This window comes from [Rhizobium] kunmingense (assembly GCF_977018605.1).
The window spans coordinates 2,749,889-2,764,342 of the sequence record NZ_CDRNXG010000001.1; the positions used below are offsets into that span (position 1 = coordinate 2,749,889).

Below are 14,454 nucleotides of genomic sequence, written 5' to 3' on the forward strand. Positions count from 1 at the left end.
ACTATGCAGCCACCGCTGTACGACTTCGACGCTATGCAGTTGCGTATCGACTACGCGCGCGCTGCGCTGGACGACATTACATTTCTCTCAAAAGCATTCATCTGGCACCGCACGCCTCAGGGGCGCGAATATTGGGAGCGACAGGCTTCCGACGGCCTTGATGCCGAAGGCCGGTCAACTATTGCGTTCATGGTTGCTCAATCAATCGAGCTAGAGATCCAGTCATTTGTCGGGAGGACCGCAGCATGACCGCCGCCAACGACAACCGCCCGTCCGGATTCGACGCCGCCCTGACCGCCTACCTGCCTGCGCTTCGCCGGATGGCGAGGTGGCACGCAGGCAGAACGCTTGATGCAGACGATCTTTTACAAGAGGCGGTCTCCTCGATGCTTCGCAATTCCGGAAACTGCAGGATGGAGACATTCAGGACATGGGCGCAGATGCGCGTCCGCAGCGTCGCAAGCACAATGCGGGTTAGTGCTCGTCGCGCATTGCTTAGTCGCCCCACGGTATCGATCGACGGCGATGCTGACGAATCGCCCATGGAAAATCGATTCTCCGAGCTCTGCACCCCGGCAACGCAGGACGTTTCCGTCCATCTAGCGGATGTTATTAGCAAGCTGAGCCGTATTCCGAACGGTGACGTTTTGCTGCGAAATGCTTCTGGCGAACTACTGGAGGATCTCGGAGCTGAAACCGGGACCACCAAGCAAAATGCTGGCATAAAGGTCGTCGCGGCACGCAAGCTGCTCAAAAAGCGCCTCGGGATGGCCGCCTGATGCTTGAGCTCCGTTATTATCAAAGAAATGCGCTCGACGAGCTCTACAAATACTGGGCCGAGGGCGGCGGCAATGGGCTCATCGTTCTGCCGACAGGCGCCGGCAAGGCACTCGTGATTGCCAAACTCATTGAGGAGCTACTCGCCGACTTCCCGTCGATGCGCATCCTCAACATCACCCACGACGCCCGCCTGGTCGAGCAGAACTTCAAGGAGTTCATCGGCCTGTCGCCGTTCGCGCCGTCCGGCATCTATTCTGCCGGCCTTAACCGTCGTGACGCGCACGCGCAGGTGCTGTTCTGCGGCATCCAGTCGGTCTGGAACAAGGTCGAGCAGCTTGGCGATATCGATCTCATCATCGTCGACGAGGCGCACGGCATCAGCCGGAACGCCAACACGCAATACGGCAAATTCTTTCGATCGGTGCGCGAGCACAATCCGGACAGCCGGACCTGCGGCACGACCGCGACCGACTACCGGATGGATTCGGGCCGCTTGACTGATGCGCTCGACGAGGACGGCGCAGTTGATCCGATCACTGGCGAAACCGCCAAGTTCAAGCTGTTCGATGACGTGGTATATGAGATTGGCATCGGCGAGCTTATCGAGCAGGGCTACCTCACGCGCCTGACCAGCCAGAAGACCGCGGCGAAGATTGACCTGAAGGGCGTTGGCACGCGCGGCGGCGAGTACATTCCCGGTCAAGTGTCGGAAGCCGCCGAGCAGATCATCGAGGAGGCCATCGCCGAGGACATGGCACTATCTGAGGGCAGGCGTGCCGGCCTATTCTTCTCGACCAGCAAGGAGAACGCCAACCACATTGCCGAGGCGATCCGCCGCTATGGCCGGCCCTGCGCTGTCCTCACTAGTGACAACGCGCACCAGACAAAGGAGATCTTCGAGGGCTTCAAGGCTGGGAAGTATTGGGCCATCTCATCGGTGAGCATGATCACGACAGGCACTAACTTTCCGTGGGTCGATTTCATCAGCCTGATCCTCTCGACGAAATCGGCGGGAAAACTGGTGCAGATCCTCGGTCGGGGCACTCGCAACTTCCCGGGCAAGACCGATTGCCTCGTTGCAGACCACGGCAAGAACCTCGCATATCATGGTCCAATCGACCAAATCCGGCCTCGCGAACCGGGCAAGGGGCTTGGCGACCAGCCAAGAAAGCTATGCCCGCAGGATAAGCACGACATCCAAGGCAAGTGCGGTTGCGGCGAGCTCATCGCCATATCGATCATGGAGTGCCAGTGCTGCGGCTATATCTTCCCACCGAATGAGGAGGAGAAGATCACTGCCAAGGCAGATCTGACGCCTGTGCTCTCGACAGAGAAGCCATGGCACGAGGTCTCATCGCGCAGCTTCTTCCATCACCCTGGCAAAGAGGGAAAGCCGGATTCGGTGAAGGTGACGTATCTCGTCGGAATGAAGTCTGTCAACGAATGGATCTGCTGCGCTCACACTGGTTTCCCGAAGTCTAAGGCCAACCGCTGGTGGATGACCCACGGCGGTAAGACGCCTTATCCAAATGGCGTCATCGAGTTCCTCGAGCGCCAGCACGAGCTGATGGACACGATTGAGGTGCAACTGGATTACGGCCGCAACCCGAAATACCCGGACATTGCCGCCCACCGCGTCGCACCGGCGAATGATAACCGCGAGCCGCCGGCGAACGACAACAAGCCTGCGTGGATGCAGGAGGATTGGGATGACATACCGTTCTGACGGTTGACGATGGGCAATGTAACCGCCGTTGTCATGAGCATGAGGCGCCTCACTAACGCCGAAGAAGACCACACCACAAGAGGAGACGAATATGAGCGAGAGAGCGGCCGACGATGGCCTGATTTCTGTGACCGTCAATGACGGCAAATATACCATCCAGCAGACATCACCTGGCACGTGGGAGGCACTTCGTTACGGCGAAGAGTGGCCGGCTTTCCGCGACAACGGTCCTGACAATCTCCACGTGGCGCTGGCATATGAGATTGCTGGCTTGCGCAAACAGGTTGCCGACCTTCGAGGTAAAGAGAACGGCTGCCAATGGTATTGGCCAGAGGATGACACGTCTTCCGACGCCTGCGTCGACCACCCCTTCGAAGTTTTGGAGTGGGATAAAGACGGCACAGTGGCCGCCGTTTCGCGTGGCGGCGTGATCGAGACGCGCTACTACGCGGTTCTTCCCGCCGCGGCAGATTCTGAAAGCGACGACGACTTCGAGGTCGACGAGGCTACTCACGAAGCGGCGCAAGACAAGGTGAACGCGGAGCTTGCTCGCCGGGCACAGGTGCAGGTGGCGGCATGAGCGAGTTCAACCCCACCGACATCGCCGGCTCCGTCCCCAAGACGCACAACCATCCGCCATACATAGCCATCTTCACCGAGATCGACGACCTCTTTGACGAGGCCAAGAATTTCGCCGACGGCGAGGCCATCTCCAGCCAGGACATGCACGACGCTATCGAGCGCTTGTATGACGGCCTGCACGAGGCCGGCAAGAAAGCCGATGCGCTGCGCGTCGAGGAGAAGAAGCCGCTCGACGAGAAGGTCAAGGAGATCCAGGACCGCTACAACAAGTACATCCAGCCGAAGAAGGGCAGAGTGGACCTCGCCAAGTCGACACTCGGCGCGTTGCTCGCGCCGTGGCGCAAAAAGGTCGCCGATAAAAAGGCTGCCGAGGCCGCAAATCAGGTGGCCGAAGCAGCGGCCGCTCTGGCCGAAGCACAAGCCGCAATCCGATCGTCGTCCGGCAACCTTGCCGCTCGCGAGGAAGCCGAGGAACTGCTGGCCGATGCGAAGAAGCTGGCGCGCGGCGCGAAGCGTGCCGACAAGGCCGCGACGACAGGCTTGGGGTTGCGGTCGGTGTGGAACGTCAACATCGTCGACGAGGAGAAGGCTCTGGAATGGGCTTACCTGCTTGCGCCGGGCGACTTCATGGCGCTTGCCTTGTCTATGGCTGAGGAGAAGGTACGCAGCGGCGTGCGCTCTATCGAGGGGTTCTCGATCGTTGAAGACAAGGTGGCTCGGTGATGACCTTCTACGTCTATGACCCCGGCGCCGACGAATACGCTGCATATCAGAGCCTCGGCTTTGCGATGCGCGAAGCCCGTAGCTTGATCGACACCTATCGCGAAGACTGCGATCCGGAATGGCCGGAATATGTTGAGGGCATCGTGATCTACGAGTCGGAAAATGCCAATGAGCCCGGCGATGGCCGAATGGTTGCTAGATCCGTAATCTGCGACCGGATCGAGATGCCAGACGATGTCGCCGAGGATGGCTACTCGCCTTCTCTGGGTATGGATTTCGGCGTGGTCGAATTCTACTGCGACTACAAGATGGAGGCGGTGTGAGCAGCAGCCAATACGTCGTCATCGCCCGCAACGACGAGACCGGAGAGATCCAGCTTCCGCTAGAAAATATGACGCTCTACGGTATGGGGATCGTCGACGGCGGATATGTTGAGGAGAGCGTGGTGCAAACCTGCGCAGCGAGCTACGGGCCGGAGTGGACATTGACGCTCTACGGGCCGCTCGGGGCGAGCTACTCCGGCACCAAGAAATAAACCGTCCAGAGTTTGTACCGAAATTTCGGACGAACTAGCTCGCCACCACCGCGCAAAGCACCACAAGAGGAGACTATATGGCAACGCGCCTGATGATTGGCGACGTGCGTGATCAGCTGTTGCAGCTTGACGCTGACAGCATCGATTGCGTCGTCACCTCACCCCCGTACTGGGGACTTAGAGACTACGGAGTTGAAGGACAGATCGGCCTAGAGCCAACTCTCGCAGAGCATCTGGCCGTAATGGTCCATGTGTTCTCGCTGGTGAAGCGTGTCCTTAAACCGACTGGCACGCTGTGGGTCAACTATGGCGACTGCTATGCGACTGCCCCGAACGGTCGGAGTGCGGCGGCCACGAAGGCAGCGGGTACGGACGACCGTACTTTCCGAGACAAGCCGTTTTCGACAGTTCAGGGAATCCTCAAGCCGAAGGATCTCTGCATGGTCCCGAACCGGCTCGCCATCGCGCTGCAAGAGGCTGGCTGGTGGGTTCGCTCTGAGATCGTGTGGGGCAAAACCAATCCAATGCCCGACAGCGTGAAGGATCGACCAGGCACCGCCCACGAGAAGATCTTCATGCTGACCAAATCGGCGCGCTATTGGTACGACGCTGAGGCTGTGCGTTTCGACCTGAAGCCAAAGACGCTTACCACGTACGGGACGGTGCGTAACGAGGTTGAGGACGATGGCTCCGGCAAGGTCAAGAAGGCCAACTTCGCCAAGTCTATTCCCATTCGGAAACCACGCGAGAAGGTCCGTGCATCTGATGTCGCGGATCCCCGACATGCCGGTCATATCAACCATACCGGTATCGAGAGCACGCCTCGCGGTGAGGGGCGGAATCTACGCAATTATGAACCGGCTCCGGTGGATGTCTGGCCGATCGCGACAAAGCCGTTCTCAGAGGCTCACTTTGCTACATTTCCGCCTGAGCTTGCCGAGCGTTGCATTCTTGCGGGATGCCCGGTTGGCGGCACCGTTCTAGACCCGTTTGGCGGCGCTGGCACGACCGCACTCGTTGCTGAGCGTATGGGGCGTAACGCGATCCTTATCGAGCTCAATCCCGAATATGCGGATATCACCAAGCGGAGACTTGAGGCCGATGGTGGCCTTTTTGCGCAGGTGGCAGCATGACCGACGTTTTCGGATCGCGCCTTTACCGGACGCCGTATCTTGTCATACCGCGCTTGGCTCTTGAGGCTATGCCGATCGACTGGCAGCAGCGCTTCGAGGGTCTGCTAAAGGAAGCCGACGAAGCCGGCATTGCAACGCCTGCCTATCATGTCTTCCGCGACCTTTCGGATGGCAACCCCGACGGCATCAAGGGCTGCAAGCAGGTCAATCGAGGGAAGTGGGATCAGGAGCCGTTCTACCGCCTGACCGGCGGATGGCATGGAGATCCATGGGCAAACTATCGGCACGGCGATGCCATGGCGTTGTCGAAGGCGGTGGCAGCATGACCAAAATCCCCGGCAACCCTGTCCTACCTATCACACCGACGGTCGACGACGACCACAACCCCACCACCTGCATGGCCTGCGGCCGCGTGGCCATGGGCCTCGGCAGGGCACTAAAGAAGGGCGGCAAGATGATCGACCCGGGTTTTCTCTGCAAAGGATGCGTTGTGGCGGTTCATGACCTTGCCAAGTTCGACCGGCTTTCGGTCTTCGAGTTGCAGGCGCTGGATGCCGGCGTCGAGGCAGTCGGCGAATACATCCAGGACAACGGCGGCATTACCGACCTTGCGCACATGGACGAGCTCGGCGCGCGAATGCTCGTGAAGAGCGCATGGGAGGGGTGCATTCGTGGGGTGCGGGAAGCTTTGAAGGAGTCGCCGTTTTGATGAAGCACCGCATAATCATGGGCGCATTGCTTGTCGCCTTGGCGTGGTCGCCGGCTGTCGTCGTCGCTGTCGTAGTCATAGTTGACAGGATGGTGAAATGAAGCACGCAAACGACAACCACACCGGCCTGACCTATCTCTCGGTCTGCTCCGGCATCGAGGCCGCCTCGGTCGCTTGGCATCCTTTAGGCTGGCGCGCCGTAGCTTACTCGGAAATCGAGAATTTTCCGTCGGCTGTACTCAAGCACCATTACCCTGATGTGCCGAACCTCGGCGACTTCACCAAGATCGACGTCCGAACGCTGGGTCGCGTGGACATTTTAGCCGGTGGCACGCCATGTCAGGCATTCAGCGTCGCTGGCCTTCGCCGGTCTCTCGCCGATGCGCGAGGTAACTTGTCACTCGAATTCGTGAGGCTTGCGCATGAGCTTGCAGCTAGCAATGGACTTCGGAATGTCGTCTGGGAAAACGTCGTCGGCGTCCTCAGCACCAAAGACAATGCCTTCGGATGCTTCCTTGCCGGACTTGTGGGAGCGGATTCCGCCATCGAGCCACCGCGAAGAGGAAAGTGGGGCGGTGCGGGTATGGTCTCTGGACCAAAAGGAACTGCCGCCTGGCGTGTCCTCGACGCTCAATACTTCGGAGTGGCCCAACGACGCCGCCGTGTCATCGTTGTCGCAGATTTTGGAAACGGGGCAGATCCCGCAGAGGTTCTTTTTGAGCAGGACGGCCTGCGCCGGTATTCTCCGCCGAGCCGAGAAAAGGGGAAAGACGTTGCCCTCACAATTAGCGCACGCACTAAGGGCGGTGGCGGACTCGGAACCGACTTCGACCTAGATGGCGGGTTGGTTGAGACGGCCGTCCTGCGCGGTCATTCCGACTACGGTCCAGGAGCTCCAACACTGCGCGCCAAGGGCGGCGACTGCGCGGGAGGGTCTGAGGCGTTGGTTTTTGCCCCTGAAATAGCGCGTTGCGTCGCAACGCGCGAAGGATCGTCCCAGGACTATGAGACCACGACGATGGTGGCGGTCGCAGGGGCGCTGTGTAAGGATAGCTTCGCCGGTGGTGCAGGAGGCCGACCAGAAGGTGCTGTGGCTGGTCACTTCATTGCCGTCAGTGTCACTGGCGAAGTCGCACACACGCTTAAGGCGGAAGGTGCCGACGCCAGCGAGGATGGTACGGGTCGCGGAACGCCTATTGTTTGCATCCATGCTGATGCAATCGGCCGCACCGGCGACGCAAAAACGCCAAGTGTTGATGCCGCTGGCGTATCGCGGATCCGAGATCCCGGCATGGGCATCGCGTCGGACGGCACATCGTACAACTTGATGGCAAGCGGACAAGCTCATGCTGTTACTGTCGCCATTAGAGGCCGTGACGGCGGCGCAACCGCAGAACTCGGTGGTGAAGTCGCGACGGCGCTCGGCTCCAGCCAAGGCGGTGGCGACAAACCGCATATACTGACCTCAGCCGTTCGTCGCCTTACGCCCGTCGAGTGCGAACGTCTGCAGGGCTTTCCCGACGACTACACTGCTATCCCTTGGGGCAAGAAGACAGCCGACCAGTGCCCAGACGGCCCACGCTACAAGGCGCTCGGTAACAGCTGGGCCGTGCCGAAGTTTGCTTGGCTAGGCCGTCGCCTGGCTATGCAGCTTGCAGCCAACGACAACATCACTGCGCAATCTCTTTGCGCCGCTTAGTCTCTAGATAGTTGAGCAGGTCGGTCAAATCATCGGCCTGCTCCATTTCTAACCCGATCTGTGGGACGTTTTCGACCTCTGCCGGTTCACCGGTCTCGATGTCGAAGACCGTTCACGAGCCGTCGTCTTCCTTGCGCATGTCATATCGTTGCTGATGCATGCCGATATCTCCGGAGGGTTTATGCCTGATCCTATCACACCTACCACCACCCCCAAAGACCTCGCCCTCTCATACGTCTATCATGGCGTATCGGTCTTCCCGTGCCGCGCCGCGGACGAGGTCACCGATCAGGTCGACGAGGAGACGGGCGAGATACTCGTCCTCAAGGCAAAGACGCCACTCCGCTCGAATGGATTCAAGGGTGCAACCGTCAACGGCGGTCTTGTCCAACGCATGTGGGACAACTATCCCGACGCCATGGTCGGCATTCCCACCGGCGAGCAGCTGGGCGCTTGGGTGCTCGACGTCGATGTTCACAAGGATGAGAACGGCAACGTTATCAACGGCTACGAGACACTTTCTGCGCTGGAAGATCAGCACGGCATTCTCCCCGAAACCGCTCGCGCTAAAACCGCCGGCGGCGGCACCCACTACTATTTCAAGCACGTCCCATCCGTTCGCAATCGCGGCGGTCTCGGCGCGGGTCTCGATGTCCGTGGTTCCGGAGGCTATGTCATCGCCCCCGGCAGCCGCACCGGTGACGGCCGCGAGTATGTCTGGGTGGACTTCGATGGCGAAGGACTGCCGGAGATCGTTGACGCCCCCGAATGGCTACTCGAACTCGTGACGCCACCGCCGGCCACGTCGACGCCAGTCGACTACAGCTATGAGCCGGGTACCAACGACGCCTATATCGAGCGAGCGATCCGGCTCGAGCTTGAGGAGACGGCATCCGTGCCGATGGGTGGTGGCCGCAACAACCGCCTCAACCAGGCCTCCTACTCGCTCGGCACGCTGGTCGGCGCCGGTGCGCTTCGCGAGTCGGACGCCCGCGCCCTTCTTCAGGACGTCGCGCGCCAGTGGGGCAGAGACTGGACGCAGTGCTGCAAGACGATCGATAACGGACTCAAGGCTGGCATCGTGAACCCGCGCGTCATTCCGGAGCGGACCACGGCAGATAGCACGCCTTCCATCGACACCGAGCGGATGGTGGCGAACTCGCTGGCGAAGCGGGAGAAGCCAGAGCCCATTCAACTCGCCACCGAACAGGAAGACGAAGAGCTGCCGGAATACAAGCTCGAGGCGGTGCGCGAGCTTGAGGATCTGACCTACCCGGGCGGGCTGGTCGAGGATCTCATCGACTGGATCGTTTCTTCAGCCGAGCAGCCGAGCCGGCCTTTGGCGCTTGCGGCCGTACTGCCCTTTGTCGCTTCGCTATGCGGCCCCCGATACTCGACGACCAGTCGAGACACGCGCCCCAACATCTACTCCGTTGCCCTGGCTGACTCGGGCTTCGGCAAGGATCACGCGCGCTCGCAGATCAAGCGGCTGCTAATGTCGGACCATGGCGTATTCGAGAAGTACAGTGGCCCGGCGCGTATCATGTCCGCCTCGGCTCTACGTGAGGTGCTCGAAGCCAATCAATCAGTCAACTGCCAGATCGACGAGTTCGGCGGCTTCATCCGCGACATTACCGACCGAAAGGCTGGCAGCCACCAGCGGGCGATATCGACGGACTTGCGCGACTACTATTCGGCGAGCTCGACCTTCTTTGAGGGCGCGGCCTATCGCGGCACGCCCCCCAAGCGGATCTATAACCCGATCCTATGCGTCCACGGCACATCGACGCCGGAGCAGTTTTGGTCGGCGCTGTCTTCGTCTAGCGCAGAAGACGGACTTCTGCCTCGCCTGATCTTGTTTCACGTTACCGGCGCAAAGCCGGCCGTGGTCAAACCGTCGAAGACCGTGCGTGACGTTCCATATCTCCTCATGGAGCGCATGGCCGTGGTTGCGGGCATCGATGTTGCCAAGAAGCGTGGAAACCTTGCGAAGGCGGGTTATGTGGCCGATACCTCATCAAAGGAGGTGAAGCCGTACGTCATCCCATGGACGCCGGACGCGGAAAGCCTGCTCCGAGCCGTCAAGGAGACGATCGAGGAGAAGGAGAGGGCGGTTGCCGCCGAGGCGCAGCCATTCGTCCGACGTATCGTTGAGAACGCCATCAAGCTCGCCATCGTGGTGGCGGTCGGCCGTGATCCGGTCGAGCCGGTAATCAATGAGGAAGTATTCGAGTGGGCGGCTGCCGTGGCGTGGACCTGCGCCGCATCCATGCTGTCGGAGGTCGGAGAGCGATTGGCGGACAACCAGCGCGAGGCGAACTACAAGAAGATCGAGGGACTGATCCGCAAATCAAAGGGCGGCATCACCGAAGGAAAGCTTGCGGACAAGTGCAAGGCTATCGACGGCTGGCAACGCGATGAGATCGTGAAGGATCTATGCAAGACCGGGCGAGTGGAATTGCGTGAGGAGAAAACCAAAGGGCGGCCATCACGGCGTCTGATATGGATAGGATGATGAGGGCGCCGAAAGGCGCCCTTTTTATTTAGCGAGGAAGCTTACTTGTCAGCCAGTCATTTGTTGCCTTGGAGGCTTGACCCCAGTAGGTCTGCCTAATCGGGATAATAAGCAGGGTGTCGTTTCCATCCAGATGCTTTTTTAGACGCTCATAGACCTGAACCGCAGTTTCGGCGGTCTCTATCGCGTAGGACGACTCGGATAGCTGAACCCAGCTACCTTTGCGGATATCCTTAAGAATATCCGGTCGCTTCTTCTCCAAATTCAAGTCATAAGTAACTACATAGACTGCCATGCATTGGCCTCCCAGCCATCGTTGAACAACCACGATGTAGGATGTCCAAATGCAAGGTTGAAGATGCAGACCTTACAATTTTTGAGAGCCCCAATCCCGCCCTTTTTCTTTCGTCTAAACTTCCGTCCTAAACGCCGACTTTCATCCTAGGACGAAACTTTCTTTCGTCCTTTTGTCCGACTTTCGTCCTAACGGGAAAAAGACAAAAGTTTTTCCGAAAAACCCAATGAATTCAATAATATAATATCTATATATATACTTTCATCTTTTATCTTCTACGTTATAGTAAGTAGTGTATTTTCACCTATTTTCCTGATTTGTGTAGAATACAGGGGAGGAAAGGACGAAACGCCTCCCCCCGGATTTTTTCGTCACCCCGGCATGACCAGCGACCGCCGCCGCCTACTAAATCGGCATGGCAAAAATTCCTCCCCAGAGAACCACGCAGACCACGCGCTACCAAGGTCGCAAGGTCCGCATCACCCAGACCACGACGGCATCCGGAACGAAGGTCACGGTGACCGACGCGCCGGTCGAAGAGTGGATCCTCCAGGCAGCTGCAGTCGCTGCGCTTAAGTCGATGCCGGAATATGCTGGCGACGCCGAGAGGGTCGCAACAAACGACAACGTAGGCCGGCCAAGCTTCACCATTGCCGCCGACATGAACGGCGACAACCGCAGCCGCCAGGCTGCCATGAAGGCAACTGCAACCGGCATTGCAGCCGGCGACCCGGATCTTCGGATTTACCTGCCCAACGGCGTCCTCAAGCTGATCGAGTACAAGAACGCCGAGGGCGTGCTCACGAAAAGCCAGCGCATCCGTCATCCGCTTCTATCCAAGCTCGGTCATCCGGTCGTCACGCTCAAAGTGGCCAGCAAGGAAGAAGCGGCGAAGCGGACGGTCGATTTAGTCAAAAGCTGGCTCGCCGCCTAACCACCACCACCACAGAGGAGACCGCATGGCCCGACACGGATCACTGGCAGAGCAGTTGGCTGCAACGCTCATCTTCGCAACGGCTCCCGATCACGAGCCGGAGCCAATCGAGACCAACTGGACCGTCACACCCGCGAACGACAACAATCCGGAAGATGTCGCGGACATGAAGACCGAGAAGCTGTGGGACATCTCGCCATCGGTCGAGGAGATCATGAAGCAGATCAAGGCTGGCCCGGTCCAGAAGAACGACGCTGGCCAGACCGTCCGCATAGGTCGCCTACGTTTCTCCGATGGCACACAGACCGAGCAGGCCATGAAGGTTACGATCGACGGAAAGGTTGTCACTTTCCAGGATCGCATGCCCACCGGTGCCATGCTCGGCACGTCCGACAAGGAGCGCGCTCAGCGAGGCGGCGATGAGAACCCCCAGGAACTCACGGACAGCAATGACTATTTCGTCGAGATGTTTGGTACGAAGAAACCCAGATACCTCAAAGCGACGAAGAAGCGGCAGCCAAGGCAGCAGATCAGCCATGAAGACGCCAAGCGGATGTTGGCGGACGCCTATGCCAAGGCCGGAGATGTCAGTAAGCTAATCACGCGCTATCCCGATGGTCTTCCATGCGGATCTCAGAAGGTGGCGGACAGCTTCCTCGGTATGCGGAAGACGACATGCGCCGGTGGTGGATCAATGGCCTGGCAGGACGTCGTCTCGGAAACCGAGCAGCGCAGGTCATGGCACGACGCAGTCGGATACATGGCAGACGAGCACTTCGACGTTCTGACGCACGCCAGCAAGGCCAAGAGCCTCAAGGAGATCGGACAGGCCAGAGGCTTCAAAGGCCAGTACGCAATCGAAGCGGGAAGGCGTCTCCTCATCGCAGCAAACGATGATTTCGCAGAAGCGCTTGAATTGGCGCGATACGCCAAGTCGGCCTGACTTTCTGCGAAGTTGCCACCTGTATAGGTGAAGGGGTTGCCGATAGGTGCCCCACATCTATCCGGGCGCACCGATGTTGCGACGGACGCTCGGCCAGCGATGAGCCGGGCGTAACTATATGTGGCCGATAAGATCGTGCACTGAGTACGGCGCCACATCACTCATGAGCATCCTAGCCCTCTGTGCTTTCTATCGTGCCGGGTTTTGTACCGTCACCATGGCGAGCGCATGCCTAACGTCACGAAATAACGTGAGGGCGCTGCTGACGAGCAGTGGCTGGATGCAGGGAACGACTTATCGCCAAGGCCTAAGCGTTCCCATCTATCACCCATTGCCTGGCGCGCCTCCTCTCGCGACAGGCAGTCCTGCGGCAGGTAGAGCATGGCGACGCTACAGGCGCTGCGCTCCCTGCCGCTTTTGTTTTCTTGGAATGTAGCTCAGACGGTAGAGCGGGTGACTGTTAATCACTAGGTCGATGGTTCGATACCATCCATTCCAGCCAATACGGGACGTGCTCTGGGTAAGCGGGTAATCCTTGCAAGATTGCTGCCGGTCGGTTCGATTCCGACACGCTCCACCATTTTCCATGCGACGATAGCTCAGTCGGAAGAGCTTCCGGTTGAAGCCCGGAGCGCGGTGGTTCGATCCCATCTCGTCGCACCAACCCAATGCGCGTCTGGCCGAGTGGTTGAGGCAACGGTCTCCAAAACCGTATAGGTCGGTTCGATCCCGGCGGCGCTGCGCCAGTTGAACATTACCTGATCGGCGCAATTCTCGACCTCTTGCGCTGGTGTCGCGGGTGGGCTTCGGCTCACCCGCTTTCACATGAGGTCGACAAGGAGTCGAGACCTTGATGGATGCACTTTTCGGCGGCCCCGTTGCCGCCAATGATAATTCTCCAAAGCCGCGCAAGCGTAACCTAGCTCGTGAAAACGAACTGAGGCACGCCAATGCTCCCGAGCGCACCTGCGAACATTGCGAAGCAGTGTTTCGGCGGAAAGTAAGCCGCAAGAATGCGGGCCGCTTTTGTTCGCGTGAATGTGCGTTCGCGGCGGGAGCCACCGGCGGGAAGTCACCTGAGCCTTATGTAGACCCTTACCTCCTTAGCGTGGCTGAGACTGTTTTTTCGGTCAGTTTCACCATCAATATGTCGAAATGCACCGTGTGCAGAGGCAATCTCAGTGTCGGTGCCAGGTCTAAAGTTTGCTCCGACGCGTGCCGCAGAGCACGTTACGTGTGTGCCAATGATAACATCATGCGAGCGCCACGTCTCTGCGCCGAATGCGGATCGACATTCTCCACATCGTATGGTGACAAGAGATCAGTCTATTGTTCGCAGGCATGTTCATCGAAGAACTCGCGTCGACGTAAACGAAAGAAAGAGCGTGCCCGAATGCGCGGCGCTCTGGTGGAGACTGTTGATCCCATCAAGGTATTCGAGCGCGACAAGTGGCGATGCCAGATTTGCGGCGTAAAGACGCCACGTAAGTTGCGTGGCTCGTACGACGATAAGGCTCCTGAGTTGGATCATGTCATGCCGCTTAGTCTTGGTGGCGCTCACAGCTACATGAACACTCAGTGCGCATGTCGCAGATGCAACGCAGACAAGAGCAACGCGCCGCCTGACCAGCCAAATCTATTTTCTATGGTCGTATGAGCAAGCATCGAGCCAGTAGTCAATGGCTGCATCTGTACAAGTCAGCGCGATGGCGAAGGATTCGTGATGCGCAGCTGACGCTTCACCCACTATGCGAGTGGTGCTTGGAGAGGGAAGAGGTCACGGCTGCGAACGAGGTGCATCACGCAATCGCTCATAAAGGTAACGAGGATCTATTTTGGACGGGACCATTCGTCTCGACTTGCAAGCCTTGCCACTCCTC

The 14,454-nt window shown here is 58.9% G+C and carries 16 protein-coding genes and 4 tRNA genes; 19 read left to right on the forward strand and 1 reads right to left on the reverse strand.

Going from position 1 to position 14,454, the window contains the following annotated elements:
* Nucleotides 1-3 precede the first annotated feature (3 nt).
* From AC0JZ4_RS13150 to AC0JZ4_RS13205, 12 genes are all read left to right on the forward strand, one after another.
* Nucleotides 4-249 (forward strand): hypothetical protein, encoded by a 246-nt coding sequence (locus tag AC0JZ4_RS13150; RefSeq protein ID WP_471886816.1) that lies wholly within the window; start codon nt 4-6, stop codon nt 247-249.
* Complete coding sequence (locus tag AC0JZ4_RS13155; protein WP_471886817.1) at nt 246-779, forward strand: sigma-70 family RNA polymerase sigma factor; 534 nt, start codon at nt 246-248, stop codon at nt 777-779. Before AC0JZ4_RS13150 ends, AC0JZ4_RS13155 begins: the two co-directional genes overlap by 4 nt.
* Nucleotides 779-2,506: a DEAD/DEAH box helicase gene (locus tag AC0JZ4_RS13160; RefSeq protein WP_471886818.1), complete on the forward strand. Its 1,728-nt coding sequence runs from the start codon at nt 779-781 to the stop codon at nt 2,504-2,506. The genes AC0JZ4_RS13155 and AC0JZ4_RS13160 overlap by 1 nt, the downstream gene beginning before the upstream one ends.
* A 91-nt stretch (nt 2,507-2,597) precedes the next feature.
* A complete protein-coding gene (locus AC0JZ4_RS13165; RefSeq protein WP_471886819.1) occupies nt 2,598-3,086 on the forward strand; it encodes a hypothetical protein in 489 nt (162 codons plus the stop codon).
* A complete protein-coding gene (locus AC0JZ4_RS13170; protein WP_471886820.1) occupies nt 3,083-3,811 on the forward strand; it encodes a hypothetical protein in 729 nt (242 codons plus the stop codon). The genes AC0JZ4_RS13165 and AC0JZ4_RS13170 overlap by 4 nt, the downstream gene beginning before the upstream one ends.
* On the forward strand, nt 3,811-4,134 hold the full coding sequence (locus AC0JZ4_RS13175) for a hypothetical protein (protein WP_471886821.1): 324 nt from the start codon (nt 3,811-3,813) through the stop codon (nt 4,132-4,134). The genes AC0JZ4_RS13170 and AC0JZ4_RS13175 overlap by 1 nt, the downstream gene beginning before the upstream one ends.
* Nucleotides 4,131-4,346 carry a hypothetical protein gene (locus tag AC0JZ4_RS13180; protein WP_471886822.1) on the forward strand — a complete coding sequence of 72 codons (216 nt, stop codon included), beginning with the start codon at nt 4,131-4,133 and terminating at the stop codon, nt 4,344-4,346. Before AC0JZ4_RS13175 ends, AC0JZ4_RS13180 begins: the two co-directional genes overlap by 4 nt.
* Before the next feature lie 77 nt (nt 4,347-4,423).
* Nucleotides 4,424-5,479, forward strand: a complete 1,056-nt coding sequence (locus AC0JZ4_RS13185) for a DNA-methyltransferase (protein WP_471886823.1) — start codon at nt 4,424-4,426, stop codon at nt 5,477-5,479.
* Nucleotides 5,476-5,805 carry a hypothetical protein gene (locus tag AC0JZ4_RS13190; protein WP_471886824.1) on the forward strand — a complete coding sequence of 110 codons (330 nt, stop codon included), beginning with the start codon at nt 5,476-5,478 and terminating at the stop codon, nt 5,803-5,805. Before AC0JZ4_RS13185 ends, AC0JZ4_RS13190 begins: the two co-directional genes overlap by 4 nt.
* Nucleotides 5,802-6,188 carry a DUF6511 domain-containing protein gene (locus AC0JZ4_RS13195; protein ID WP_471886825.1) on the forward strand — a complete coding sequence of 129 codons (387 nt, stop codon included), beginning with the start codon at nt 5,802-5,804 and terminating at the stop codon, nt 6,186-6,188. Before AC0JZ4_RS13190 ends, AC0JZ4_RS13195 begins: the two co-directional genes overlap by 4 nt.
* Nucleotides 6,189-6,285: 97 nt before the next feature.
* Nucleotides 6,286-7,887, forward strand: coding sequence for a DNA cytosine methyltransferase (locus tag AC0JZ4_RS13200; RefSeq protein ID WP_471886826.1), 1,602 nt, complete (start codon nt 6,286-6,288; stop codon nt 7,885-7,887).
* A 154-nt stretch (nt 7,888-8,041) separates the two neighbouring features.
* Nucleotides 8,042-10,402, forward strand: a complete 2,361-nt coding sequence (locus AC0JZ4_RS13205) for a bifunctional DNA primase/polymerase (RefSeq protein WP_471886827.1) — start codon at nt 8,042-8,044, stop codon at nt 10,400-10,402.
* 28 nt (nt 10,403-10,430) lie between these two features.
* Here AC0JZ4_RS13205 and AC0JZ4_RS13210 read toward each other — a convergent pair whose 3' ends face one another.
* Entirely contained in the window at nt 10,431-10,697 is a 267-nt protein-coding gene (locus tag AC0JZ4_RS13210; protein ID WP_471886828.1) for a CRISPR-associated endonuclease Cas2, read from the reverse strand.
* A 517-nt stretch (nt 10,698-11,214) separates the two neighbouring features.
* Here AC0JZ4_RS13210 and AC0JZ4_RS13215 point away from each other — a divergent pair.
* From AC0JZ4_RS13215 to AC0JZ4_RS13245, 7 genes are all read left to right on the forward strand, one after another.
* A complete protein-coding gene (locus tag AC0JZ4_RS13215) occupies nt 11,215-11,631 on the forward strand; it encodes a VRR-NUC domain-containing protein (RefSeq protein ID WP_471886829.1) in 417 nt (138 codons plus the stop codon).
* Between the two features lie 166 nt (nt 11,632-11,797).
* Complete coding sequence (locus tag AC0JZ4_RS13220; protein WP_471886830.1) at nt 11,798-12,574, forward strand: hypothetical protein; 777 nt, start codon at nt 11,798-11,800, stop codon at nt 12,572-12,574.
* Between the two features lie 426 nt (nt 12,575-13,000).
* Nucleotides 13,001-13,076: transfer RNA gene (locus AC0JZ4_RS13225), tRNA-Asn, on the forward strand.
* A 4-nt stretch (nt 13,077-13,080) separates the two neighbouring features.
* Nucleotides 13,081-13,154: transfer RNA gene (locus AC0JZ4_RS13230), tRNA-Ala, on the forward strand.
* 8 nt (nt 13,155-13,162) lie between these two features.
* Nucleotides 13,163-13,237: transfer RNA gene (locus AC0JZ4_RS13235), tRNA-Phe, on the forward strand.
* A 7-nt stretch (nt 13,238-13,244) separates the two neighbouring features.
* Nucleotides 13,245-13,320 (forward strand) — tRNA-Trp (locus tag AC0JZ4_RS13240).
* A 647-nt stretch (nt 13,321-13,967) separates the two neighbouring features.
* Nucleotides 13,968-14,231, forward strand: a complete 264-nt coding sequence (locus AC0JZ4_RS13245; RefSeq protein ID WP_471887885.1) for an HNH endonuclease — start codon at nt 13,968-13,970, stop codon at nt 14,229-14,231.
* The last annotated feature ends 223 nt before the right edge of the window (nt 14,232-14,454 follow it).